The organism is Bacillota bacterium (assembly GCA_013178305.1).
Taxonomy (GTDB): domain Bacteria; phylum Bacillota; class Sulfobacillia; order JABLXB01; family JABLXB01; genus JABLXB01.
Map to the genome: position 1 here is coordinate 593,676 of JABLXB010000001.1, position 25,992 is coordinate 619,667.

At 61.7% G+C, this 25,992-nt stretch carries 24 protein-coding genes and 1 pseudogene; 2 read left to right on the forward strand and 23 right to left on the reverse strand.

Annotated features, from left to right (window positions below):
* Position 1: 1 nt before the first annotated feature.
* Positions 2-1,009: a hypothetical protein gene (locus HPY55_02810; GenBank protein NPV69563.1), complete on the forward strand. Its 1,008-nt coding sequence runs from the start codon at positions 2-4 to the stop codon at positions 1,007-1,009.
* A gap of 10 nt (positions 1,010-1,019) precedes the next feature.
* A complete protein-coding gene (locus HPY55_02815; GenBank protein ID NPV69564.1) occupies positions 1,020-1,433 on the forward strand; it encodes a Zn-ribbon domain-containing OB-fold protein in 414 nt (137 codons plus the stop codon).
* 20 nt (positions 1,434-1,453) lie between these two features.
* Here HPY55_02815 and HPY55_02820 read toward each other — a convergent pair whose 3' ends face one another.
* The 23 genes and pseudogenes from HPY55_02820 to HPY55_02930 form a co-directional block, all read right to left on the reverse strand.
* A complete protein-coding gene (locus tag HPY55_02820) occupies positions 1,454-3,238 on the reverse strand; it encodes a hypothetical protein (GenBank protein ID NPV69565.1) in 1,785 nt (594 codons plus the stop codon).
* 92 nt (positions 3,239-3,330) lie between these two features.
* Positions 3,331-3,474, reverse strand: a pseudogene (locus HPY55_02825) (aspartate/glutamate racemase family protein).
* A 29-nt stretch (positions 3,475-3,503) separates the two neighbouring features.
* Positions 3,504-4,931 carry a sodium:solute symporter family protein gene (locus HPY55_02830; protein ID NPV69566.1) on the reverse strand — a complete coding sequence of 476 codons (1,428 nt, stop codon included), beginning with the start codon at positions 4,929-4,931 and terminating at the stop codon, positions 3,504-3,506.
* 109 nt (positions 4,932-5,040) lie between these two features.
* Positions 5,041-6,798, reverse strand: coding sequence for an aldehyde ferredoxin oxidoreductase (locus tag HPY55_02835; GenBank protein ID NPV69567.1), 1,758 nt, complete (start codon positions 6,796-6,798; stop codon positions 5,041-5,043).
* Positions 6,799-6,812: 14 nt separating this feature from the next.
* The gene (dapA, locus tag HPY55_02840) at positions 6,813-7,700 is read right to left on the reverse strand and encodes a 4-hydroxy-tetrahydrodipicolinate synthase (protein NPV69568.1); all 888 of its coding nucleotides are present in this window, start codon (positions 7,698-7,700) and stop codon (positions 6,813-6,815) included.
* 65 nt (positions 7,701-7,765) lie between these two features.
* Positions 7,766-8,977 (reverse strand): FAD-binding oxidoreductase, encoded by a 1,212-nt coding sequence (locus tag HPY55_02845; GenBank protein NPV69569.1) that lies wholly within the window; start codon positions 8,975-8,977, stop codon positions 7,766-7,768.
* Between the two features lie 3 nt (positions 8,978-8,980).
* A complete protein-coding gene (locus HPY55_02850) occupies positions 8,981-9,871 on the reverse strand; it encodes a 4Fe-4S binding protein (GenBank protein NPV69570.1) in 891 nt (296 codons plus the stop codon).
* Positions 9,868-11,013 carry an FAD-dependent oxidoreductase gene (locus HPY55_02855; protein ID NPV69571.1) on the reverse strand — a complete coding sequence of 382 codons (1,146 nt, stop codon included), beginning with the start codon at positions 11,011-11,013 and terminating at the stop codon, positions 9,868-9,870. Before HPY55_02855 ends, HPY55_02850 begins: the two co-directional genes overlap by 4 nt.
* On the reverse strand, positions 10,995-11,336 hold the full coding sequence (locus HPY55_02860; protein ID NPV69572.1) for a (2Fe-2S)-binding protein: 342 nt from the start codon (positions 11,334-11,336) through the stop codon (positions 10,995-10,997). Before HPY55_02860 ends, HPY55_02855 begins: the two co-directional genes overlap by 19 nt.
* A 180-nt stretch (positions 11,337-11,516) precedes the next feature.
* Positions 11,517-12,905 carry a sigma 54-interacting transcriptional regulator gene (locus tag HPY55_02865; protein NPV69573.1) on the reverse strand — a complete coding sequence of 463 codons (1,389 nt, stop codon included), beginning with the start codon at positions 12,903-12,905 and terminating at the stop codon, positions 11,517-11,519.
* A gap of 416 nt (positions 12,906-13,321) precedes the next feature.
* A complete protein-coding gene (locus HPY55_02870) occupies positions 13,322-14,833 on the reverse strand; it encodes a C4-dicarboxylate ABC transporter permease (protein NPV69574.1) in 1,512 nt (503 codons plus the stop codon).
* A gap of 21 nt (positions 14,834-14,854) precedes the next feature.
* Positions 14,855-15,244, reverse strand: a complete 390-nt coding sequence (locus HPY55_02875; protein NPV69575.1) for a tripartite tricarboxylate transporter TctB family protein — start codon at positions 15,242-15,244, stop codon at positions 14,855-14,857.
* Between the two features lie 79 nt (positions 15,245-15,323).
* Entirely contained in the window at positions 15,324-16,322 is a 999-nt protein-coding gene (locus HPY55_02880; GenBank protein ID NPV69576.1) for a tripartite tricarboxylate transporter substrate binding protein, read from the reverse strand.
* A gap of 16 nt (positions 16,323-16,338) precedes the next feature.
* The gene (locus tag HPY55_02885; GenBank protein ID NPV69577.1) at positions 16,339-17,154 is read right to left on the reverse strand and encodes an RraA family protein; all 816 of its coding nucleotides are present in this window, start codon (positions 17,152-17,154) and stop codon (positions 16,339-16,341) included.
* A 59-nt stretch (positions 17,155-17,213) separates the two neighbouring features.
* Positions 17,214-17,948, reverse strand: coding sequence for a GntR family transcriptional regulator (locus HPY55_02890; GenBank protein NPV69578.1), 735 nt, complete (start codon positions 17,946-17,948; stop codon positions 17,214-17,216).
* A gap of 174 nt (positions 17,949-18,122) precedes the next feature.
* Complete coding sequence (locus tag HPY55_02895; GenBank protein ID NPV69579.1) at positions 18,123-18,272, reverse strand: hypothetical protein; 150 nt, start codon at positions 18,270-18,272, stop codon at positions 18,123-18,125.
* Positions 18,273-18,474: 202 nt separating this feature from the next.
* Complete coding sequence (locus tag HPY55_02900) at positions 18,475-20,529, reverse strand: aldehyde ferredoxin oxidoreductase family protein (GenBank protein NPV69580.1); 2,055 nt, start codon at positions 20,527-20,529, stop codon at positions 18,475-18,477.
* A 23-nt stretch (positions 20,530-20,552) separates the two neighbouring features.
* A complete protein-coding gene (locus tag HPY55_02905; GenBank protein NPV69581.1) occupies positions 20,553-21,338 on the reverse strand; it encodes a putative hydro-lyase in 786 nt (261 codons plus the stop codon).
* 3 nt (positions 21,339-21,341) lie between these two features.
* On the reverse strand, positions 21,342-22,076 hold the full coding sequence (locus HPY55_02910) for an ABC transporter ATP-binding protein (protein NPV69582.1): 735 nt from the start codon (positions 22,074-22,076) through the stop codon (positions 21,342-21,344).
* Positions 22,063-22,836: an ABC transporter ATP-binding protein gene (locus HPY55_02915; GenBank protein NPV69583.1), complete on the reverse strand. Its 774-nt coding sequence runs from the start codon at positions 22,834-22,836 to the stop codon at positions 22,063-22,065. Before HPY55_02915 ends, HPY55_02910 begins: the two co-directional genes overlap by 14 nt.
* Positions 22,836-23,741: a branched-chain amino acid ABC transporter permease gene (locus HPY55_02920; GenBank protein NPV69584.1), complete on the reverse strand. Its 906-nt coding sequence runs from the start codon at positions 23,739-23,741 to the stop codon at positions 22,836-22,838. The genes HPY55_02915 and HPY55_02920 overlap by 1 nt, the downstream gene beginning before the upstream one ends.
* A gap of 97 nt (positions 23,742-23,838) precedes the next feature.
* On the reverse strand, positions 23,839-24,726 hold the full coding sequence (locus tag HPY55_02925; protein ID NPV69585.1) for a branched-chain amino acid ABC transporter permease: 888 nt from the start codon (positions 24,724-24,726) through the stop codon (positions 23,839-23,841).
* 119 nt (positions 24,727-24,845) lie between these two features.
* Entirely contained in the window at positions 24,846-25,982 is a 1,137-nt protein-coding gene (locus HPY55_02930; protein ID NPV69586.1) for an ABC transporter substrate-binding protein, read from the reverse strand.
* Positions 25,983-25,992: the final 10 nt, after the last annotated feature.

Below are 25,992 nucleotides of genomic sequence, written 5' to 3' on the forward strand. Positions count from 1 at the left end.
TTTGACCGGGATTATCGGGTGGGGGGCATTCATCCCGAGGAAGCGTATACGGGCTGCTGATTTCAAGGCGGCGTGGGGCTCCTTCGGTGGGGTGAGGATACTGGAGAAGACCGTCCCCGACGTTGACGATGATTCTGTCACGATGGCAACCAACGCCGCTCAGGCGGCCGTAAGGCACGCCGGCATAGACGCTGCTTCCGTCCGCGCGATCGCGCTCGCTTCCTCCTCCCTGCCGTACGAACAAAAGCACCAGGCTGGCACCGTCGCTATAGCACTCGGCGTACCAGGGAACTCCATGGGCCTCCAATTCGCGGGGTCCTCGAAATCCGGGACCGAAGCACTGCTGTGCGCGCTCGCCCTGGCCGAAAAGACGGGCGGCCACGCCGTGGTGGCGGCGGGCGACCGGAGGGGTTCGAGCATGTACAGCCCTCTCGAGCACGCTGCCGGCGCGGCGGGATGCGCCCTGGTGACCGGCGCGGGAAACGTGATCGCGGAGATGGAGGGTTCCGCCCACTTCATCGACGATATTCCGGGAGACCGGTTCAGGCCTGCCGGACAGGCGGACCTCGAGGATATCGAGGTAAGGGAATATACGGAACGACTCATGCTCGGGGCCATGACATCCGCCGCTTCGGGCCTACTTGGAAAGCTCGATGCTGAGCCCGGCGATTTCAAGCACCTCTGCGTTACCGAACCCGACGGGAGGCTTGCGGCGCAGGTGGCAAAGAAGCTCGACCTGCCGGAAGACCGTATCGCCGCTGCAAGCCTGGCGCGGCGGCTGGGTGACACGGGGGCATGTAGCGTGCTGCTCGGACTCATATCCGCCCTGGAGGACTCCCGAGAGGGAGACCGGATCCTGGCCATCGCGTATGGAGAAGGCGGCGGCGCCGCCGCCCTCGCGTTCCGCGTGCTGTCCAGGCCGTCCCCGAGCAACCTGGACGAGCAGGTGGCCGGCGCGGAATACATTGACTTCATCGAGTATCTCAAGCTCAGGGGCAGGGTCAATTAGGAGGGGTATAATGGGGGCGCACGTGTCCGTTCCAGCCTACAGGAGGTCTTTGCCGCAGAGATACGCCCTCATGGGGCTCAAGTGTTCGACCTGCAACGCTATTGTTTTCCCGCCGAAGGCCTATTGCCCGCACTGCCGCTCCAGCGGTGCGGTTTCCCCCGTCCGCTTGAAGCCCGAGGGGGAGGTCTACTCTTTTGCCGAAATCTCCGCGGCGGGTTCTCCCCCGGAGTTCGCGCACCTCGCCAGGACGCGAGACTCGTACGTCGTAGCGCTCATCAGGCTCGACGAGGGTCCCAGGATAATGGCCCAGGTCGTGACCTCCGGTAAGCAAGTGCAGATTGGGTCGCGGGTACACGGCGTTTTCAAGCAGGTCTACACGGAAGAGGGCATCGTCCGCTACGGGCTGAAGTTCCAGGTCGTATAAGGCCCCTGGGCCCTCCCGGCCTAGCCCCTGGCGAGTATCAGCGCCGCCCTGAAGTAGAAACCGCCTTTCGGCGAAAGCGGGTCGAGCCCGGTGAGTTCTTCCACCTTCCTGAGGCGGTATCTGATCGTGTTCGGGTGAACGTGCATCGCAGCCGCCGACTCCTCGATGCCCCCGCTCTCCAGCACGTGCTCCAGAGTGTGAATAAGGCTCGAGTCGTGGCTCGAATCATACTCCCGCAGCGGCTTCAGGAATCTCTCCATGAGCAGCTTGCCCTCAGCTGAGAGCTTACCCTTCAAGATATACGCCTCGAGGGCGTAGTCCTCGAAGAAATGGATCCTCCTCCCGGGGGCAAGCCTCGCCCCAAGCTCTACGGCGCGCTTTGCGAGAATGTATGAACTTGACAGCGCCGACGGCGAGGTCACCGGGAGACCCACACCCATGCTCAGAACCCGCGCTGGTCCTGAGATCTCTTCCAGAGTAATCTCCAGCGACCTGCGGGACGTCCTGGACAGGAGATCGGACGGGCGCCTGGAGGTAATCAGAGTGATGAGTTCGCTCCCCCTGACGCAGCTCAACGACCTCGGCAGCGTTTCCTGTAGTACGCCAAGCAGCCGTGTAACCCACATGTGCCGCGGTTCGTCCTGCAACTCGAAGTTTATGACGGATACGTACGTGTGAGCCTGGAGTTCATAGGAGAAGGTCTTCAGCTTGTACAGGACAGCATCGTCGTTCAGGTGCCCGAACAGGATGCCCTCGAACGTCTCCGTCAGCTCGGGCCCGGCGGCCCTGACCATGCGCTGGTTCTGGAGGAGGTTGAACGCTATCGCCGCCGCGGTCTGTTTGACCAGCAAGTCGAGAGCCGGCTCGATCCCCGCAGGCGACTCTACCACAAGGCAGGCCATCCGCTCTCTCAGGACCTGACACGGCCATACCAGGCAGGAACCCGCCCTAAACGGGCTGATCTGCGGGATCGCGGAAGCCAGCGTTCCCTTAAGCGCGTTCTCCACGGCCCGGCTCATCTCCGTCGACGAGGCCAGGACATCCCCGCGGGCCGATACCACCCAGCACGGGGCGCGGAGCTCGGCGGCAAGGTCTTCACAGAAGCTCGAAAGGCTATCGTTGCCCAGGAGCTTCTGCCACAGCCGCTGGGAGAGCTGCGGTCCGGGCCCGCGGGTCTCGGCCTGCAGCGCGGAGGAATCGACCGAAGACTCCCTGATGAGGTCGCCTACCACCTTGTAGATTATCTCCCTGAACACGACCTGCGACGGGACGGTCAGTATGGGTAACCCGAGGTGGTCGGCCTGGTTGACCATCTCCGGGGGCACACTCTCGACAAACCTGCCGACTTTCACGATCACCGCAGCCGCCTGCCTCTCCGCGAGGCGCATGATGAGCCGCACGCGCAGCGTCTCATCGTCCCGCATCGAGTAGAGCGTAGTCAGGACCAGTTCGTTACCGGACAGGTGCTCGGGCAAGTCGGGCGCTTCCATCACCGTAACGTTGGTAATGACCCTATCGAGGGCCGACGCGCCAGCCACCAGCGTGAGGTGTTCCTTGAGGCCGGGTATGTTCATTATGTCGCGGACTCTCATAGTCAGGCTCACGGCCGCCGTGGGTGGGCAGGCCATGCCTCCTCGATCCTGAATTCCCCACGGAGGCCTCAGTCCCTCTTTGTATGCGGCACGCTGACTCGAAGCCCGCGGAGCGCGCTCTAGCAGTACGCGCAACCCCGGCAGGTTTCCCCGGATAAGAACGGCTTCCTTCAGATTCCGCCTTACATGGTAAACCGCAGCCTTTGTCAACATCCTGAGGGCCCCCACGATTGGGGGCCCTCGATACTTGAGGCCTGCACCTTTACGCGCCCACGCCTCAATCTCGCCTCAACTCGACAGGCTCCTCAAACTACCTGGCCCGCGCCTTGTCTCGCTACACTCGCCGTGGCGTACACAGTCCTCGCGAGTGTCACGATGTCGAATACGGGAAGCCCTGTCACCGCCTTTACGTCCACGGCATACGGAGGCAGGTTGGTGCATTCGAGCAGCGACCGGTCGCTGCCCGATGCCATCCCTACTACATCGCCTTCCCGGATCCGGTCGCCACTTCTTTCGGCTGCGTGACGGCCGATACAATAAGCGTCACAACGGCGGATGCCGCCACGCCGTACAGGATCCCGCTGAACCACGACACCGCCGCACCGACTATCAGCCCCAGACGGGAACCCCACGCCGTCAGGCGGCTGTTGTGCTCGCCCATCTCGAAGGGCCTTGAGTAGTCCTTCTTCCACAACAGGCCCACGAGCAGTACCGGCACCACGCTGCCGCCTGCGAGGGTATACGCTTTCGAGAACAGGCCGATGATCGAAGTGGCCTTGACTGCAGCATAGCACGCGAACACGCCGAGGACCACCGTGAGCCATTTCGCCAGCGACACCAGTTCCTTGTCCGATTTCTTGACGAACGGCCTGATAAGGTCATTGACTACGATGACCGCCGCCGAGTTCAGGTTCGAGTCCGCGCTGGACATGGCAGCCGCCAGGATGAGAGTGAACACCACGGCCGTCACCCCGAGGGGGACCTGCGTCATCATCATCCAGGGCATGGCGGAATTCGCTTGAAGTCCGGGGTTGATGGACCTGGCCACCAGGCCCACCATGGCCGTGAGGGACGTCGCGAAAATCACGAGGATACCGCTAATGAGCATGCCGTTCCTCGCCGTAGCGCTATCCTTCGCCGCGAAGCACCTCTGCCAGTATATCTGAGCCGCGAGTATACCGAAACAACCTGTAATGAACAGCTCCAGGAGCTTTACCGCCGGCATCGACATACTCCACAGGTTACCCAGCCCGGCAGCGGTCAGGCGCTGGCCCAGGGTGGACAGGCTCCAGTTCACCGGCGCGAATGCGTAAAAATAGAACACCATGCCGAATAGGACGACGATGATCCCCTGCAGCAGGTCGGTCCAGACAACCGAGTAGATACCGCCCAGCATGGTGTAGACGATGAACACCGCTGAGAACAGGACGATCATCAGGGTGGGGTCGGTCCCGGTGAACACCGCGAATATGTCACCGAGCCCTTTACCCTGGCCGCCCACCCACGCGATCATGATGCATGTGGTGAGAACCCCGACGATGGCGCGGGAGATCTTGTCGCGGTGGAGCAGGTCCTCCATCATTTCCGAGAGGGTATGGTACGTAAACCTGCCGGCCATGCCCGCGAAGACAAGCGCAAATATGACCTTGGAGCCCTGTTCGCCGAAGACGAATGGGAGGTGTGACAGGCCCTTGGTGAAGCCCTGGGCCGCGTGGCCTATGAAGTTGCCGACCCCCATGATCGTCGCGATATCGGTGAACAGTATCAGTATGAGCGGCAGCGTCCCACCCGCGATGGCATAGGCCGAGAACGACTCGCTCGCCTTGTCTTGGACCTTGAACGAAATCCAAAGGAAGATCCCGCAGAAAACGATTGTGATTGCCCAGGTCATCCCAGCGAGGGTCACTATGAGTTCCTCCTTTCAGTAATCATAATCCAACCAGGAAGCAGGTTGCACTACACTGTTGAGCCGGTCCTCATCACCTCCTCCAGCCCAGCCCGGGGCGGCGGGACGGTCACGCCACGACCCCTCTCCGCCTGCGCCCGGCAGGCGCGGACATCTCCGACGTAAACTGGTCGAGTCTCGAGGGTGGGATATCGAACACCATGCCTGTAGGCGGCAGGGGTTCCTCATAGAAAAACGCCGGTAACCTGTCGTCTTCGGCCGTAAATCCTGCGAGGTCGTTAAACTCGTGCTCGTCCCGCAGCACTGACCTGGCGAGGCCGTCCAGGTACGATGGATCACACTCAATGCCCGGGCCGCACGCGATAATCCTGGCGAGCAGTGACAGGTCGTCGAGGAGCACGGCCCGCGTGAACCAGCAGAGTCCGAGCGTGTCCAGCAGGGCGGCAAGCTTCTGGAACTTCCTTGCGTACTCGATCTTGCCCTCGGATGAGGTCGCGTCGCCCGGGCCGCCCAGTCCGTTACCCATGGTGTGATCGGCACCCATTGTACTTGTTGAATACGTGACCCCCACACCCTTGAGAACCCGCGGGTCGTATGCGGCCAGCGACTGGTCCTTGACGACGGGAACCCGCTTGACCCCCAGCATCTTTCCAGTCACGGCGGTGCCCTGCCCGATCACGCGGCCCCATCCCTGCCCCCGGCCCGCAAGCCGCACCATCTCGAGCATCGCCGCGCCGTCCCCGAATTCCAGCAGCCCGCCCTCCATTGCCACGGCGATGGCCGCGCCGGTCTCCATGGTGTCGAGGCCGAGGTCGTCGCACATCCGGTCAAGCTTCGCGACCACGTCGAGGTCCCCTAGGCCGCAGTTGGAACCCAGCATGACGATCGTCTCGTACTCGAGGCCGGACGTTATGTACTCGCCACGCTCGTCCGGGTAGATGTTGGAGCACTTGATCACACAGCCGGGATAACAGGCGTGCCCCGTCTTGCCACCGCGGGTTTCCGTGTTGGTGGCCAGTCTTATACCGTCGATCTCGGTGGCCTTTTCGAACGCGCCAGCCGAGAAGTTCCTGGTGGGCATTGCTCCCAGCGAGTTCACAAAGTTGACGAGCGAGGCCGTGCCCCACTTGCGCAGGGTTACCGAAGTCGTGGGATGGGAATTGAGCGCGGCAACAAATTCCCTGACTGCGGACGTGAACCCCGACCTGTCGCCCACAGTGGGCGGCTCCGATCGCCCACTTATGACGACCGCCTTTACACCCTTGCTGCCCATCACCGCGCCGAGCCCGCCCCTGCCCGCATGCCTCGAGGGGAGGCCCTCCATGTTTGTCACGGCCACGCTGGCTGTGGGAAGAAGCAGCTCCCCGGCCGGACCGGTGCATACGATGGAAGCATCCTTACCGTACTCCGACCTCAGCTTTGCAGCCGTATCGTATGTGCCGAGGCCGGAGAGTCCGGCAGCCTCACGTATCTCACCGCCGTCCGGAGACAGGAACAGGACGTAGGGACCCGGCACCGGCGGTATCCCTTCAATCACGACGGCGCCGATCCCCAGCCTGGAAAGAGCCTGACCCGCTGTACCGCCGACGTTCGACTCCTTGATCGTCCCGGTGAGCGGGCTCTTACCCCCCACCGATAGACGCCCGGCGCAGGGAACGCCACTTTGTCCCAGCAGCCCGGAAGCAAGGATTAGCTTATTCCTGCCGGACATCGGGCCCACGCGTGGGTCCATCTCGTCGAGAAGCATCGCGGCGATGAGCCCGCGCCCACCGAGATCTCTGTACCCGCGCGGGAATTCCTCCACCGTGATACGCGGCCCCGAAGACATGTCCGCCCTGACGAGCTTCCTGCTGTCATTCTGGTTCATGGGGACCTCCCGCGTTATGGCTTCAAACCGTCCACGCCCACCCGTTCGAGAACCTGTTGCAAGCCACGCTCCTGCTCGGGCGACAGTTCCTCAAGCGGCGGCCGGCACGGGCCGCAGCGGAATCCAAGTACGTTGAGCGCCTTCTTCACGGGAATCGGGTTGGTGGCGACAAAAAGCCCCTTGAACAGGGGAAGTAATGAGAGGTGCTGGTCCCTGGCAGCGACCACGTCGCCGCAGACGAATGCGTCTATCATGCGCCTGATCCGCGGGCCCGTTACGTGAGATGCCACGCTAACAACGCCGTGCCCACCGACAGCGAGGATCGGCAGGGTGAGGCTGTCGTCGCCCGAGTATATCCTGAACTCCCGCGGTGTGAGTGACCTGATCGCGCTGACCTGGTCGAGTGACCCACTGGCCTCCTTGATGGCAACGATGTCCGGTACCTGGGCCAGGCGGGCGACCGTCTCGGGCAGCAAATTGACCCCAGTACGGCCGGGGATATTGTAGAGGATCGCGGGGACTCCGGCCTCATCCACGATCGCCCGGAAATGCCTGTACATACCCTCCTGCCCGGGCTTGTTGTAATAGGGGCAGACCAGCATGATCGCTCCTGCGCCGCTCTTGACGGCGCGCCTGGAGAGGCGTATCGAACCCTGGGTGGAGTTTGAGCCGGTCCCGGCGATCACCCGGCCGGTCCCAACCGCCTCAACCACGGCCTCGAGCAGGGCGATCTTCTCATCCTCCGTCAGGGCCGGCGCCTCGCCGGTCGTGCCGAATATCACGATGCTGTCAGACCCGCTCGCCACCAGGTGACGCGCGAGGGTCTTTGCGGCGTCCAGGTCCAGCGTCAGGTCATCCTTAAAGGGGGTTACCATCGCTGTTACTACGCGCCCCATATCCATTCCGAACCACCCCTTTCACGTGTGCCCGCCGCCGCGGGCGACTGGTCCGGCGCCTCGCAGCCGTCCTACGCGGGCCTGCCACTGCATACCGCGTCAAATCGGGATAACGAGAACGGGCCAAGCGGCATTGATGTCTTCCCGGTGTCCAGGAGTTCCGCTATGAGCAAACCCGTGACCGGCGATAGCGCGATCCCATCCCCCTCGTGGCCCGCGGCCACGACGAACCCGGGCACGCCGTCGACGGGACCGAGTATTGGCATGCCGTCGGGGGTATACGGCCGGAGCCCGGCGAAGGCCCTGATAAAATTGACCTGTCGCAGCCCGGGGACCAAGTTAATTGCGTGACGGGAGATTGCGACCAGAGCATCGTAGGTGTTGCGCGAGTCGTAGCCCGCGAATTCGCGGCACCCGCCCAGGAGCAGGTTGCCGTTCCGCGTCTGGCAGAGCGAAAGGCCGATCCCGAGGTCGGGGCCGGCGTCTCGAGAGGCGTTCAAGCCCTCTGCGCCGTCGTACACGGCCTTCCCCAGTTTAGCCACGAGGTACCGCGCGCACAACACGTCGCCGTGGACCAACCTTGGCATCTTCTCACTTACGAGGAGCTGGCCCCTCCTAGGCTTGATGGGCACCTCGACCCCCGCCATCCGGCCGATCTGGGGCGCCCACGCGCCCGCCGCGTTGACCACCCATTGCCCGCGGGCGTTCCCCTTGTTGGTCGCCACCCCGGATACCCTGGGCCCGTCGAAAAGCAGCCCGGTGACGTCCCAGCCGGACAGGAAGCGCGCTCCGAGCCGCTTTGCCCCCACCATTAGCGCGCGCGTGAGGCAGAGCGGGTTGACCTCGGCGTCCACGGCGCTCCACGTGGCGCCCACGAGTCGATTCGAGGCCACGGGCAGGCGCCGCCTGACCTCCGATGCCGGAATCAGTCCAACCTCGAGCCCTGCCTTGCGCTGCCGTTCGACCAGCCCTTTCATCACCTCCAACTGCCGTTCGTCCTCTATCAGCACCATGCCGCCCGCGCGGGAGAACTGTATGTCCGTCTCCAGCTCACGCGCCAGGTCGTCAAACATGGCCACGCTCTTCATCGCGAGTTGCAGGTGCAGCCCGGGGCTTTTCGACTGCAGGATTGCGGCCTTGTCGCAGGCCCCCGACGAGCCCGAGCCGGCGTCGCCCCTGTCGAGAACGACGACTCGCTTCCCGCGCCTGGAAAGGTGATACGCGATGGAGCAGCCGATCACGCCGCCCCCAACTATGACGACCTCAGCCTCCGAAACCGTCATCCGTCAGATACCCTCGCCTTCTCGACTATCGCCGGTCTCGTTGGCCAGCACGGCGAGCGTCACGGGCATCACGGGCGGCCGCACAGTCTCCCTGGCGACCCCGCCCGGCGGGGTGGCGGTTGCCCGCTCTATCTCCTGCATAACGAGCCGCCGGCACGTCCTCCCCTGGCACAGCCCCATGCCTGCGCGGGTCCACCGCCGCACCCCGCCCAGGGTTGTGGCCCCGTCGGCCAGGGCCTGCCTGATCTCCGCCATCGTGACCTCCTCACACCGGCAGACAAGCGTGTCATCGCCGTGGCTGAGGCCGTCGCCGTTCCCGGTGGGCCCGCAATCGCGCCCGGCGCCGCCTTCCCGCCCGGCGTATTCCCCGCAGCGGCACGGCGCCGGCCTCATCATCGTACGCACCCGGGACGCGTGCTCCGGGGGTACCGCCAGGGTGACCACGCGGGTCCGGTCGTGACTGCGGGGGCAGGCGACCCTCACGACACTCGCCTCGCAGACCGGCTCCCCCTCCCTGTCGCACGCCACGACCCGATCGCCGGCCTCCGGTTCGGGCAGGTACTCCCAGGGAAACGACACGAGCGCGCGGTCTTCGCGGGACATGTCGACCACGAATATCGCCTGGCCGGGGCAGGCGGGGATACACATCCCACAGCCAGTGCACTTCGTAGGGTCAATGCGGGGAAGGCAGGTTATCGGTTCGCCAACGGTGATGGCGCCGCGCGGGCACACCTTCTCGCAAGGGTTGCACGGGATCTCCTCAACGCATTCGATGACCGCCCTGGGTCCCCGGCGCAACCAGTGCTCGGGCGTGAACCCCGGCGAAGCAATAAGCTCGGCCATCGACGGTACTCCGGTGAAGGCGACGCCATCCCGGGGGTTGCCTGCGTTCATCCCGCGCACTCCTTCCCGGCCGCCGGCTTCTCGCTTGTCGCGCAATCGCCGGCCCTGACCTCGAATTTCCTGAGTATATCGTCTTTGGCCTGGCGCCTGTGAACGCCGAACGGCCCCTCTCGCAGCTGGCATAGCCGGTCCCAGACGCGCTGCATCCTGGATTCTGCCTCCGCCCTGCCAATGCGCCCGAGCGAGGACGCGGCGGCCAGGCCCGCGAGCCGGCCCTCCTCCATGGCGCTCGACGCCTCTTCCACCCCGGTGATGTCGCCGGCGACGAACAGGCCCGCCGTGGTGGTCTCCATTTCGCGGTTGTGAACCGGGATAAAGCCTCCGAGCCGGGAGTTGTGGATGAACTCGCACCCGGCCATCCACGCCAGTTCCGCCAGCGGGGTCAGCCCGACCGCAAGGCAGATGGTGTCAGCCCTGAATGTCCGCTCCGATCCCGAGACCGGTCGCCACGATTCGTCCAGCATCCCGATGGTGACCTCGGCGACCCGGCCCGGCCCGGTAGCCCGCAGAACCGTGTGTGAGCGGTAAATTGGGACTCCGGCCCGCCGGAGCTTGGACGCGTGCACTCCATAGCCGCCGATCTTCGGAGCGGCCTCAACCACGGCGACGACGTTGGCCCCTGCCTGAAGCAACTGGTACGAGACGATAAGCCCGACGTTCCCCGAGCCCACCATCACGACGTCCGAGCCCGGCAGCACCCTGTGCACGTTTATCATCGTCTGGGCCGCACCCGCCCCCATGACCCCCGGGAGGGTCCAACCGGGGAACGGTATCGAGTTCTCAGACGCCCCGGTAGCCAGTAGTACCCTGTCAGCCTGCACCTTCTCGTGCCGGTCTCCTCGGTTGACGGCGAGTGTCCACCCCGGAAACAGACCGTAGACCTGCGAGTCCAGCCAGACCTCCACCCCCGTATCGCTCAGGGTGGACAGCATCCGCCGGCCTATCTCAAACCCCCTGGTGCCCGCCTGATGCTCCGAGGAACCGAAAAACTTGTGGATCTGTTTGAACAGCTGGCCGCCCGGCTTCAGGTTCTCGTCTATGACGACAGTCCGGACGCCCGCCGAGCCTGCCTCGATGGCCGCCGCCAGGCCCGCGGGGCCCGCCCCGACGACCGCTAGTTCGAATCGCCGCAACCGGAATCACTCCATTCGCCCAGACCGTGTTGCGTCCGGACTATCATGCCGTCCCTCGCCGGGGTGACGCACGTGCGCACGTTCGGGACGCCGTCCACGGTCATGACACAGTCGGTGCAGCGCCCGATCGCGCAGAACACCCCTCTGGGCTCGTGCCTCACGGGTGTCGTCCTGAATGACGCCACCCCCGCCGCCATCAGGGCGGCCGCGATGGGCTCCCCCTCAATGGCCTCCACTGGGCGACCGTCGAAGTCGATGATTACCGTGCGATCCGCCGGCGCCGCCCCCAGGATGGGATGGTCGATTATCCTCCACGTGGCCAAGCAGGCCTCGCCCCCTACACGTATGCAGATGCAGATTGCTTCAATAAGATTGGAGCAATATCCGTGCCAGGCGCAGAAACGAAAACGCCGCGGCGAGAAACCGCAGCGTTGTTGGGCGAGCAAAGCCGGGGCGTCCTGTCCGAATACCCCAGCGTGCCTTCTTATTTCAAGAATTTATTACTAGGCTTTAGAATTGCCGTCTCCATTGATGGCGTACAGGCGCATCTTGTTGTAGAGAGTAGCCAGGGAGATCCCGAGCGCCCTGGCGGCCATTCGCTTGCCTTCGGTCGAGTTGCCGTATTGCAGGATAGCCCTTCGCAGGGCGTCGCGCTCGAGGCCGGCGAGGTTCAACCCCGCCTCCCGGTTCCCCCACGCCGGACTCCGGTCCCCGTGCGGAAGGCATGCCTGCAGGTTCGTGGCCGAGATCACATCCTCCTCGCTCAGCAACACTGCCCTCTCGAGCACGTTCGCCAGCTCGCGGACGTTTCCGGGCCAGTGATGACCAGTCAGCAACCGCATCGCTTCCGGCAGTATTCCCGTGACGCTCTTTCCGAGTCGCCTGTTGAGCTGCTCGATGAACCGTTCCACCAGCATGGGGATATCTTCCACGCGCTCCCTCAAAGACGGAACGTTGAGCGCCACCACGTTCAGCCGGTAGAAGAGGTCCTCCCTGAACCGGCCAGCCGCCACGTCGGCCTTGAGGTCCCTGTTTGTGGCAGCAAGTATCCGGACGTCGACGGTTATCGGCTTCGTTCCACCGAGCCGCTCGAATTCCCTGAACTGCAGGAGGCGCAGCAGCTTGGCCTGGACCGCTATCCCGAGCTCTCCGACCTCGTCGAGGAGGATAGTCCCCCCATCGGCGAGCTCGAATTTCCCAACCTTCGTCCTGGAGGCGCCGGTATAGGCCCCCTGTTCGTGCCCCATGAGCTCGCTTTCCATGAGGTTTTCGGGGATGGCGGCGCAATTCACCTTGATGAACGGCCCGTTCCGCCTCGGGCTCGCGTTGTGGATCGCGTGCGCGAACAGCTCCTTGCCGGTGCCGCTCTCGCCCTGTATGAGTACCGTGGTATCGGTGCCGGCGACCTTCCTGGCTATCCGTACCGCTTCCTTCATCGGGTTGCTTTCGCCGATTATGTCTTCAAAGGTAAACTCGCTTCCCTGGAACTGCTCGAGGCGGTTAGTGAGTTGCTTGATCAGCCGGTTTCGTTCGTCGAGCTCCTTGATCAGCCTGTTCATCTTGGTGATATCCTGGAAAACCACCACGGAGCCCACCATTTCCCCATTCACGAAGATCGGCGACGCGTTGGACAGGACCTCGGCTTTCGAACCCACCGCCCTGTTCCTCAGCCCGAACACGTCCTTGCCCGTCTTCAGCGCCTTTACCAGGGCCCCGTCGGGGGATACTTCAAACGCGCTCCTCCCGATCCGCTCAGACGCAGGGACTCCGGTTATCGACGTGAACGCGGGGTTGACGTAGCGGATGATGCCGTTCCTGTCGGCGAGCTGCACGCCCTCCTGAACTGCGTTGAGGATGGTGTCGAACTTCCGTTTCTCCTCGACTATGACCATCAAGGCATCGAAGGAGAGTCCGGAGATGACCTCCGTCGAGCCCGCCTTGCTCCCGATTACCTCGCGCAGCAGTGACTCGTCGCCAACGACCACCACACCGGGGTTCACCGCGGAGAGCAGGGCTTGAAGATCCCCGAAGATGCGGAACCTGACGTCCGGCACGTGCTGAGGGGGTGGATACAATCCGACCAGCTCCACGAGCTCGCTGGAGGCGAGGCTCTCCAGGAGGGACAGTACCTCCTTGCCTCCGCCCACGAGGCCCACATGCAGGCGCGTGCGAGACTCATCTGTGTTGTTGCCGCTCACGACTGCTATTCCCCCGTTCAACAGAATCGCCACGTAACCCCGTTCTTGTACGGTTCGCGGTTCTCGACAGTCGCCGAGGTTGTGTCGCTGTCGGTTATGTAGCCGGCCGCTCAGGCGGGCTTCCCTATACGCCCGAGTCTTTGGCGAATGGTACCGTAGCAAGGGGCTAACAGGGTAACAACCGCCAGTACCATGAACGCAACAGACAAGGGCCGCTTGAAGAACACGAGGACATCCCCATAAGCAATGAGCAACGACGTCCAGTAGCTTGCCTCCATGATCGGTCCCAGGATGAGAGCGAGCAGGAACGGCGCCATGGGAAACCCCGCCTTGCCCAGGCAATAGGCGATGACGCCCGTTATGACCATGACTGCCACGTTCATCATACTGTTGGCTGAGGAATATGCTCCGACCACGCAAATCACCAGAATTGTTGGGGCCAGAACCTGCAGCGGAGTCCGCACTATGTAGTGCCCGACCTGCACGACGAGGTGCCCTAAGAGAAAGAACAGGATATTCACCAGGAAGAAACCGGCGAAAAACGTGTAGACGATCTGGGGATTCTTGTGCATAAGGTGGGGACCCGGTTGGATTCCCTTCATGATGAGGGCCCCAAGCAGCACCGCTGCGGCGGCCGATCCGGGGATGCCAAGCGCGAGAGTCAACACCAGGTCGCCACCCGTCGCCGCGTTGTTGCCGGTCTCGCTAGCGACAAGGCCATCTGGCTCTCCGCTCCCGAACCGCTCCGGGTGTGCGGAGGAACGCTTCGCCTCGTTATATGACATGTACGCTGCCATTGACGGACCGGCGGCAGGGGCTATTCCTATGATTATCCCGATAATCGAGGACTTCACTATTGTGCCCCAATACCGGAGGATCTCCCCGGGAGCAAGATACCACTTCCGCGACGTTGACTCAGCGTAGAATACGTTTCTGGTGCGGAGGTCCTCTATCATTTCAAGAACGCGGGGTAGCGCCAGAGCGCCGAGAATCAGCGGAACGAAGTCGATCCCGCCGATGAAGTAGTAGTTGCCGAACGTAAGACGGATGTAGCCGTTGACGGGATCTGCACCTACAGTGCTCACGACGAGCCCAACTACCGCCATGATGAGTCCCTTGATCGCGTCTTTGCCGACTACACTGGAGACCATCGATATTCCCCACAGGGTCAGGGCAAACATCTCCGGCGGGCCAAACCTCAGTGCCCATATTGCGATGACCGGTGTGAGGGTGATGAGTACGAGCGCGCTGGCGAGGCCGCCTATTCCGGAAGCATACAAAGAGTATAACATGGCCTCACGTGCTTTGCCCGCCCTCGCCATGGGAAAACCGTCGAACGCGGTGGGAATGGAAGCCGCTGTGCCGGGTATGCCAACGAGAATCGCCGAGATCGACCCTCCGTACACTGCCCCACAGAAAACCCCCGCAAGCATCAGAAGGCCCGCGTCAATGCTCATCCCGAAAGTCAGCGGCAATAGCAGTGCCATGCCGGTCGTGGCAGAAAGCCCTGGTAGAGCTCCAATAACTATCCCCAGGAGCGTACCGCCGGTCATGGCTATCACGTTGGTCAATGACAGGGCACTAATGAACCCGCTGATGACTAATCGGACTATCTCTCCCAATTGGCCGATCTACCTCCCGGCTTAAGGCAAGGGCACGCCAAAAACGTGTACAAAGGGCCAGTATATGGCGACAGTCACTGCGGCGGAGATCAAAGCCACCTTAATCTTGCTCGCCCGATATCCCGCCAGGATAATCGATACAAATAGCAGTGTCACTGTAGAGACAATGAAACCGACTCTAGGCAACGCGATTACATACGCGATCAGCAATGCCGCCCCGGCAGCGACATCCCGGACATTTCTGAACGAGCATGTCGAGCCGGCTTTCAGCACCGCCAGGGGGACACTCAATGCCATCAGGATCACCAGGAGACCACCTGGAAAGGCCGCAGCCTCTAGAGGAGCTGTCCTCAGCGAAAACAATAGGAATAAAGCCACAACAAGCATGACTACTGCAATCAATCGCTCCATCTGCACATCACCATTTACGGGTCTGACCGGGGCGCGATGACCTGCCGCACCCCAGTCAGACTCGAGTGTTATGTTCACGCTATTTCTTCATGAGACCAGCCCGATCAATGATCTTCTTGTACGTCTCATGAGATGCCTTGATCAACTCGTTCGTTGCATCAGGCCCCTTGAATACGTAGCCTATGCCTGCATCTTTGTAAGCTTTTTTAAGATCCGGATCGTTCATGGCTTTTTCGAAGATGTCATATAGCCCCTTCGCGATATTGTCGGGGGTGCCGCGCGGGACAGCCAGGATCCTCCAGACACTGAGGTCAACGGCGATGCCTTTCTCAGTGAAGGTTGGTACATCCGGCCACGCTGCCAGTCGCTGCAGTCCAGAGTGGGCGAGGACTTTGAGCTGACCGGAGTCGACCTGGCCGGCAATCTCAGACGGATACGGTACTCCGGCGTCAAGGTCTCCCGCCAGAATACTCATCACTATCTGAGCCCCACCTTTTACCGATACCCTCTGGAACTTCACGCCCGTAGCCATCTCTATCTGCTCGCGCACGTAGTCGTGGTTGGTCCAGTTACCTGAAACGCCGATCCTGATTTTTTGGGGGTTCTGCTTGGCGAAAGCGATGAACTCATCGAGCGCCTTGTCGTACGGGCCACCCTTCTTTACGACGAGGCAGTTGGGGTCCGCGGCGATTTGACAAATCGGCCTGAACGAATCGTACTTGTATTGCACACCTGGAACGAGGTACTGGTCGGTGACCAGGGAAATCGCCATCTGCCCGATAGTATAGCCGTCGGGTGGGGCCTGGAGCACTTTGGTGTAGGCCACAACACCTGCTCCCTGATCCTCATTGAGGATATTGACCGGTTGACCTGCGTACTTGCTGGCGAACTGGGCAAATATCCTTGCGGTAGTGTCGTGTCCCCCGCCCGGCTTCGATGGGACTACTATCGTCAGAGGTTTCGTGGGTTTCCAGGCTTCTCCCTTTGACTGAGAAGCGTTCGACGAGCAACCCGATGCAAACACGGCCAGAAGTACGACGGCAAGCCACAATACTGTAGTTCGGTTACGGCTAACCATTCTCAATTCCCCCTATCTATGAGTTCCCCCGCGGGCTGTCCGTATTGTATCGCTTTCTGTAGAAGGGCTTGAGTTCCGCTATCGGCACCTTCCTGTTTATGAGATCCCGCATGTGAGTCTCTTCCTGGAGAATCGACCTGACCTTCTCCAGTACGAGCTGCACTTTGTCGGCAGGTACGATACACACCCCCGAATCGTCCGCCACAACCAGGTCGCCGGGGATTACCTGAACGTCGTGAAGGGTTACCGGCCCGTTGATCTCGATGGCTTCAATCCGGAATTTTCCGGTTATCGGGGTACGCCCACGGCACCATACCGGATAGTCCATCTGCCTGATAGCAGGAAGATCGCGTACTGCCCCGTTCACCACGGCGCCTATCAGGCCGCAGGATCTGGCTACAGTACAGGACTGGCCACCCATGTTCGAGACGTCGAGATTGCCTCCGAAATCCGCAACCAGGATGTCTCCGGGCTCCGCCAGGTAATATGCATCGCGGGTGGCCATTCGAATTGTGTCGTGGTCGTAGTACCCCTGGGTCGTGGTCTTGCGCTCTGGAATGCTCCTGAGCGTAATCGCGGTGCCGGCGATCTTCTTGTCCGGGATGACCGGAGCTATGTACGATGCCGCGACTGCGCCATTCAATCCCAGGGAGTCCAGTACATCCGATATGGTACTCGTCAGGTCGTGCAGCTTCATGAACTGGTCCACTACTTCCTTCGGCACCCTCGGGAACTTGATCTTCCTGATGCGGTCCTGAGGTACACCACCCCAAATACGCCCCTGCTCCTTGTATTCCTGATACTCCCTTTCCAGTTCACCGGACACCCAGATAGCCCCCCGTTTACAGCGTAGTGAATTTGCGGATCGTGCGTCAGGCCTCGCGGGTCGGCCTATTTCACCCGGCGAACGTAGGCCTTCCACCGGTACCTGTCCGCGCGATAGTAGGAAATGCCGCGTATTATCGCCTCGTCCTTTTCCTCGCCATACATCACCACCCGGCGTACGAGGAGAGGGCTTCCCTTGTGAACGCCCAGATCTCGGGCTTCCCGTGCCGACGCGACCGTCCCCTCAATCTCCATCTCCAGGCCGTCCCACTTGACCCCCGCTTGTTCTGCCAAAACGCGGTGCACCACGTTGCCCTCTACCTTGTCAGCATCAAGTACGTCAGCCCACGGGGCCCTAACCCAGCGATAGTCGATAACGAGCGGGATGTCATCGGCAAAACGAAGACGGTCGATGAACAGAACGCGAGTCTGGGGGGCAATCCGGAGCGCCGCAGCCACTTCGGACGGGGCCGGCATCCACTCAAGTCTGCGAACCTGGGTTCTCACACTTCTACCTTGATGGGTCCATTCATCGAAGAAGCTGGACAGTTCGTTCACGTTTTCCTCGATTGGGCGCTGGTGTGAAACGAATACTCCAACACCTTTGAGGCAGTATATGTGGCCTTCGCGGATCAGGTCGTCTATGGCCTGCCTTACGGTAAGACGATTGACCCCAAATCTCTTGGCCAGGCTCGCAATGGTGTACGTCTCTCCCTCTTGCCGGTCGCGCAGTATCTCGTCTCGCAGGATCTCACGTATCTGCGCGTAGAGAGGGATGGGCGAGTGCCTATCAATGCTCATGTGAGCACCTCACTCAGGCTAGGGAAACTGGAACGCAATGATAGATATCTATATATCTATCCTAAACTGGGAGGAAGGGACGTGTCAACAAATTCTCTTTTCACCGCTAGCAGGAAATCGCCGCTGGGGGCGGGGGTCATGGCGAAGGCCGACAGGCGACGGCGGAGTATACCGTCAGGTTTGCGCGACGTCGGAGAACCGGGCCCCGGACTCGGCCCCTGAAGCAACGGTGGTTTCCTCTTCTTCACAGGCGAGCAGGAAGCCCCCGTATCCAGGGATTACTATTGACGATGCAAAAAGGAGAATGTAGATTCGTTTGAGCATTGATTATCTTCCTCCGTTTCCCCCTGCACATTGTGATTCGGTGAAAAACGATACCAGTCTTTACCGTAGACTCAACTGGAGAGGTATTGGGCGGTAAACCTATGGTAGGTGGAGGAGGTTACTGAAGCAAAGACTACCGACACCGCCGTACGGCACGAGTTCGCTTCTGACCCTACCGCCACGTGGCATTATTGACAACGACCTAGATCTGCTCGCAAAGACGACCAACGTGTTCCAACGTGCAGACAACTTCCTTCAAGCCGAGAGACTCCAGAACCTCTCGCTTCGGGTACCCAGTGGCCACGTCCCAGCCGCGGGCTTCGTAGTATTCATCGAGCATGGGTGCCAGATTGACCACGTGTCCCTGCGAAGGCCCTGACGTTATCGGTTCCTCGAGGAAACGCCTGCAGAGGGTGTCGTCGGCCTTCGTCAGACCCTGGAGGACGTTGAACGCACGCTCCACATTCACGGCGCGCTCGCCAGCCCGCATGACTTCATCCGGCGACATATCGATGCCAGTAACGACGCGAAAGAATCGCGCCTCCCATTCGGGGTACATAAGGGCAGTACGTACGATAAACTTACAGATGCCCAGCGAGTCAGCGGCCGCGCGCTGGTCTTCCGACCACTTCACCAACCGGCCCTTCCCCACTGTGCCGTGGGGCATGACAGCCTCCGCCGTGCCAAACATGGCGACTGCCTCGTCCGGGGTGAAGAAGGTCTCACCAGTGGGCAGCCCGCGCAGGTGACACCCGCCCCTGCTCGCGACGGCGTAGCCGAGTCCCCACGCGGGGGCGGCCCTCGGGTCGCTGAGGCCGGGGTCCTGGCCCTTCGAATGAATCACGAAGTCCGAGCTGCCACGGCCGACCGCCTGCGCGGCCCTGTACGCGCCCTCGCCCAGCAGCCTCGAGAAGTCGTCCTGCCTGTGAGCGATGGCAGGCAACAGGTCGAGGATGGCCCGGACTCCGCCCCACTCCATCACTCGTCCGTTGGTGTCGCCCTCGTCCAGGATCCCCTTCTGCCACGCCTCCATCGCCCAGGCAATCGTGCTCGCGGTGTTCATCGTGTCGAGGCCGAGGCGGTTGCACAGGGTGTTTGCCATCAGGATCGACTCCGTGTCGGCGTTCCCGAGCTTCGACCCGAATCCGGCGATGGTGACGTATTCAGGCCCCTCGCCGCACGCGCCGGCGTATGGGCCCTCATCTATGTTGCAGGAATGACTACAGTGCAGCGGGCATGAGAAGCACGCCCGCGATCCGTTCCAATACTGCCACATCGAGGTGGCGGACAGAGACTTCCACCCGTCGAACTGGGACCTCTGGTAGTTCAGCGTAGCGAGGCGGCCGAGCTTCTGGTGGCTCTCGATGAGTGATGGAGTCCCATCCCGGGAGTACTGCTGAGACCACGGGTCGGTGCTCAGGGTCCTGACAGCATCCTGGAACGCCGCGCGCATCGCGTCGGCATTGGCGACGCGCACGCCTCCGGTTCCTTTCACCGCCACCGCCTTGAGATTCTTCGAGCCCATTACGGCGCCAATGCCGCACTTGGCGGCAGCCCGGGATAGGTGGGTGATTATCGCCGCAAGGCGCACGAGGTTTTCCCCGGCCGGACCGATGGACGCTATCTGGACACCCTCATCGCCCAGTTCGTGATGGATGGCGGAATCGCACTCCCATGTGTCCAGGCCCCACAGGTGTGAGGCGTCACGGATCTCCACTTGCTCGTCCCGGATAAACAGGTACACTGGCTTTTCAGAAGCACCGCGGACAATGACCTGGTCGAAGCCGGAGTACTTTAGCTCCGCGCCGAAGAATCCCCCGAAGTTGGAGTCCCCAAAGCAGGGGCTGGTCGCAGGAGTCGCGGCAGCGCCCGGTACGGTCGCCTGACCATCTCCGGTCGCACCGCCGCCCTGTGTGCCACGCCCCATCCCGACCACTGTAAGCGGCGAGATAGCGGTAATCGTACACCGGCTGGCCCCCGGCACCAGCGTTCCCACGAGAGGCCCAACGCCGAACACGAGCAGGTTTTCCGGGCCGAGCGGGTCAACTCCGCGCCCGCCCAGACCGAGAATTGTAGCCGAGTTCAGACCCCTGCCACCCAGGTAAAGCATCAGCATCTCGGGGTCGATGTCCTCAACCTGTACCGAGCGCCGAGTCAGGTCGACGATAAGCCGGCGGCCCGTCCAACCACCGCGGCGTACACGGCCTCTGCCACAAGTTCGGCCACCTCCAGCCGGGCTGCTTATACGCGCAGTCACGCGGGCCACATTCCGTTCATGCCCTAGACACTTCCTATCTTGAGGTCAGTGACGAACATCTTTGAGGGCGAATGAGTAATCATGAAGTCGATCTTGACGCGCTGGGCAATTATCTGGGGTGTAATGCTGCACGCCCAGAATACTGGTATGTCGTCCGGTTCAAGCGGAAGCGGCGCGTTGACGTCAGCGTGCTTGAGATCGACCCCAATGCTATCGGGGGACCCCACGTGCACCGGGGCACCGTGCGCGAGGGGCAGGGCGGCAGTGACTCTCACCGCGTCCGCGACCTGCGAGCCCTTGACCGGACGCATGGTAACCGCCATTGGCCCCTCGAATGGCCCCGACGGTGCACACTGTATGTTAGTTACATAAATCGGGTTGCCACGAACCTCGTGCTTTTCGCGCATCCCGATCCCGGCCTGCTCAAGGGCCCATTCAAAGCTGAGGCTACACCCGATCAGGAACCCAACCAGGTCATCATGCCAATGAGCCATGATATCGGTCGTCTCGGCCTCGACTACGCCTTTCCGGTAAATCCGGTAACCGGGGAAATCCGTGCGGATGTCAGCCCCCGGCGCAGCACGGCGCGGCTCGGGCGAGCCTACGTCGGTGACATCTACTATCGGGCACGGTTTGGGGTTTCTCATGCAGAAAAGAAGGAAGTCGTATGCGAGGTCCCTCGGGACAGCGACAAGCCCCGCCTGGAGGTACCCGGGAGCAAGTCCGCGGGTAGGCTCGGTCCATTCCCCCGCCCGCGCAGCCGCGCGGACCTCCCATCCGGTGGCGTATGCCGGTTTAACGCTGTGCATGCGTCAATCCCCCCTTGCCCTGGCTCCAATCCCTGACCGCCCCAGGAAAGCGCTCTGAACCCCCTGGTCTTTAAGCAGATCGGAGCCTGTGCCGCTGAGCGAGATCTTCCCGTTCTCCATAACGTACCCCCTGTGGCACGCCTCGAGCGCCAGGGCTGCATTCTGCTCGACGAGCAAGATCGCAGTCCCCTTGTCGTGAATTTCCCGTATCAGCTGGAATATCTGGTCGACCACAATCGGAGCGAGACCCATTGAAGGCTCATCGAGAAGGAGCACTCTCGGGTTGGACATCAACGCCCGCCCCATGGCCAGCATCTGCTGCTCCCCACCGCTCAGCACAGAGGCGGGCTGCTTAGCCCTCTCGCACAGAACCGGGAACAGACTGAATATGCGATCGATGTCCTCAGATATGCTGCGATCCGCACCGCGCAGGTAAGCACCGACTTCGAGGTTCTCGCGAACGGTCATCTTCGCGAACACGCGGCGGCCTTCCGGTACGAGACTCAGCCCACGCCTGACTATCCGGTCGACGGGCTGGCCGCCGATGCTGTCGCCGTCAAGCGTGATGCTTCCACTGGTCGGCCTGAGCAGCCCCGTTATGGTCTTGAGCGTAGTCGTCTTGCCCGCCCCATTTGAGCCTATCAAGGCGACAATCTCTCCCTGGGCCACCTCGAGGTTGACGCCGTGGAGCACAGCGCCCTCACCGTATGAGGCACACACGTTCTCAAGCCTGAGCATCGAGCCACCTCTTTCCCAGGTAGGCTTCGATTACCTGCCTGTTCGAGATCACCTCGGCGGGACTGCCTTCGGCGATCTTCGTGCCGAAATTGAGCACGCTCACGCGGTCGGATATTGACATCACCATGTCCATCTTGTGCTCTATCAGCAAGATTGTCTTCCCCATGTCACGGATCTGCCGGAGCAGGTCCACGAGATTCTCGGCCTCAGCCGTGGTTGTGCCCGCGGCCGGCTCATCCAGCATGACCATCTTGGGATCGGTCGCGAGGGCACGCGCGAGTTCCAGTCGCTTCTGCTCACCGTATGACAGGTTCTTCGCGAGGTCGGACTCGTAACCAGCCAGGCCGGCCAACTCCAGGAGATCCCGCGCGCGGCGTACATTCGCCGCCTCTTCCTCCACGACCCACTGCGGTCTGTACACCGAGTGAACGGCCTGCGCCTTCAGTCTGCAGTGCCGTCCGACCAGCACGTTCTCCAGCACCGTGAGGTTCTTGAACAAGAGCACGTTCTGGAAGGTCCGGACGAGGCCCCTGAAGGTTATGTCAGATGGCCGCAATGCCGTGATGTCCTCGCCCTTGAATTCGATTGTCCCTGCGGTCGGCCTTGAAAACCCCGTAACCACGTTGAACAGCGTGGTCTTCCCCGAGCCGTTAGGCCCGACTATCGAGTGGATGGTGTTGGCCGCGACCTCGACGCTCACGTTGTTGAGCGCCTTCAGGCCACCAAATGACTTTGATACACCATTTACCTTGAGCAGAATCACCGGCGTCGCCACCTCCTCGCCAAGGCGCCCGCCACGCCGACCAACCCCTTCGGCATCTTGATAAGCAGGATGATTGTGACGGCGGCGTTGAGGATGAGCCTGAAATCGGTAAACGCCCTCAGGTACTCGGGTAGGAAAGTCATAACGATGCTTCCGACCAGCGGGCCGTACATCGTTCCTATGCCTCCGACCACTAGCATCCCAAGGATAGCGAACGACTCCGCTGACTGGAAGCTGTACGGGCTGATGTAACCTACAAGGTGGGCAAACAGCGCGCCGGCGAGCCCGGCGTACGCGGTGCTGATGCCAAACGCAGTGATCCTGTATCTGGCGACATTGATTCCGATCGCCTCCGACGCCGTCTCGCTGTCCATGATCGCGCGCAGCGCCCGCCCGAGGTGGGAGTCGACGATCCTTGACGTAACCCAGAGGCACAGCGCTGAGACAACCGCCATGAAGATGTACTGGGACGTCTCGCTTGACAGCGTGTATCCGAACACCGAAAGCGGCGGTATCCCGCGCAGGCCGCCAGGGCCGTTCGTGAGGCTCTTCCAGTTGGTGATGATGAGCATCAGGATTTCGCCGGTCCCCAGGGTGACGATGGACAGGTAGTGACCCTGGAGCCTCAGCGTCGGATAGCCCAGCGCCATGCCGAACAGTGCAAGCAGTGCGGTCGTAGCGGCGACTGCAATCCACACAGGGAACCCCACCCGGACACAGAGAAGGGCGGAAACGTAGGCGCCCAGACCGAAGAACCCTGCGTGCCCAAGGGAGAGCTTGCCGGTGTATCCTGTCAAGATGTTCAGGCCGGTGGTGACCACGAAGTAGATCATGGACATAACCAGCAGGTGGATAATGTACCGGTTGGGTACGATGAGCGGAAGCAGACAGACAACAACCATACCAGCAGCCAGGACCACCAGCCGCCGGCTCGGTGTCCTCGCCTGTGGTAGGGTCTGCGGTTGCGCAGTGCCCACCTCCGCTGGCTTTGGGGAAGGGCTACCCCGCACGCTTCTCCCTCCCTTCACCGAACAGGCCGCTGGGCCTCCACAGAAGCACGCTTATCAGAATGACAAATGAGACCACGTCCTTGTACTGCGTGGATATGTAGACCCCAGCAAGGCTTTCAATCACGCCGATGGTCAGGCCCCCCACGACGGCTCCCGGCACACTCTCCGTTCCGCCGAAAACGAAAGAGGAAAACGCCTTCAGCCCGAATGACCTGCCCATCTCGGAAAAGGCGTAAAACGCCGGGGCTACAAGGATCCCCGCCAGGCCGCCAAGCATTGAACTTATGGCGTAGGTCAACCTCATGTTCGCATCCACATTTATCCCCATGAGGCGTGCGACCTCGCGGTCCTCCGCCACCGCCCTCATTGCCTTGCCCAGCCTCGTCCTGCTGAAGAACCACAAAAGGAGCGTTACCGCGAGCGTCCCCGTGACGATGATCCACAGGCTGTCCCCGGAGAAGGCAACCGGGCCCGCGTGAAGCACGTGTCCGCCAAAGTAGTTGGGGAACAGCAGAGGGTCGGCGCCGAAAATCATCTTGGCCACTTCACGGAGGATGATGCCTACTGCGATAGTGCAGATGAGGTAGCTCCGCGAAGGCGATTCAAGCAGAGGGTGGAATGCGACGGTCTCGATAACCGCCCCCAGCAGGGCGGTGAAAACCAGGGTCAAGATGAACATCAGGGGGAGGGGCACCTTCCCGATGGAGTATAGCACGAGCCCCATGAATGCGCCGGACATCATGATGTCACCCTGGGCGAAGTTGAACACCCCGACGGCTTTGAAGATCATGACGTAGCCCAGCGCCATGAGGGCGTATACGCTCCCCATCGCGACCCCCTGCACGATTACCTGAATTACCATTTGAGCCTGTCCCATTGTGTTTACCTTCCGTAAAGGTATTCGGGCAACGCCGGGCCGGTTGACCGCCCGGGGGACCGTTGCGGGTTCCGCGGGCGGCCCTGGCCGGCAGGTTGGTCACAATCCCTTAATTGTTGCTACTTGGGCCAGACCACTTCGTACTTGGGCGGGTTCACCCCGGCCACCTTGACTATCATGACCGAGCGCTGCACGTCGCCCGTGGCGTCGAACGTGAGCTTGCCGCCCAGTCCCGGGAAGTCGGCGGTCTTGGCGAGTTCGTCGCGGATCTTTACCGGGTCGAGGCTTCCGGCGCGCTCAATTGCCTTCGCCGCAACCATCATGGAGTCGTACGCAAGCGCGACGTAGTAGTCGGGAAGCGAGTTGTACTTCGCCTTGTACTTCTCAATAAACGCCTTGTCGGCTTCGGTCTTTCCCTCAGGCACATACATCTGCGTGTTGGTAAGCCCGAGAGCGGCGTCGCCAGCGAGTTCAACGAGCTTCACATTCGTGAGAGCGCCGAGTCCGAGGACCTGCGGCGAGTAGTCCATCTGTTTCGCCTGCTTGATCGCGAGCGCGCACGGGTCGTACATCCCGAGAAAGAACAGGGCGTCGGCCCCGGCGGCCTTGATCTTGGTCAGCTGTGAAGTGAAGTCCTTGTCCTTGGGCTGGAATGCTTCGACTGCCACGGGGGTCAGGCTATGTTTCTCCTGGAGGCGCTTCATGACCCCTTCCTTCGCATTCGTCCCGTAGTCATCGGAGGCGAAAATGATGCCTACCTTCTTCAGATTGAGCTCGTTGACGCAGTAGTCGACAAGCGCGTTAGCCTGCGTCGAGTTGGACGCCGTCACCCTAAAGATGAACTTGTTGCCCTGCTTGGTGATCTCATCGCTGCTGCTTGACGGCGTGATCTGGGGTACCTTGGCCTGCGCGCAGACGTCCATCGCCGCGAGGGTGCAGGAGCTGGTGTTCGAGCCAATGATTATGACCGCCTTGTCCTCGTAGATCAGCTTCTTTACCGCGTTGACAGTCTTTGTGGGGTTAGATTCGTCGTCCTGGCTGAGCAAGACTACCTTCTGTCCCTTGATTCCACCCTTGGCGTTGATGTCATCAACCGCGAGCTGCACACCACGCTGCAGGTTGATGCCGGGGCCCGCGGAGCCGCCGCTGAGCGGCTCAACGAGACCGATCTTGATCTCCTTGGGGGCCTGGCTACACGACGACAAGACCATCGCCAGCACAACAACCCCGGCCAGAACGGCTAGTGTCCTTTTCATGACTCCATTC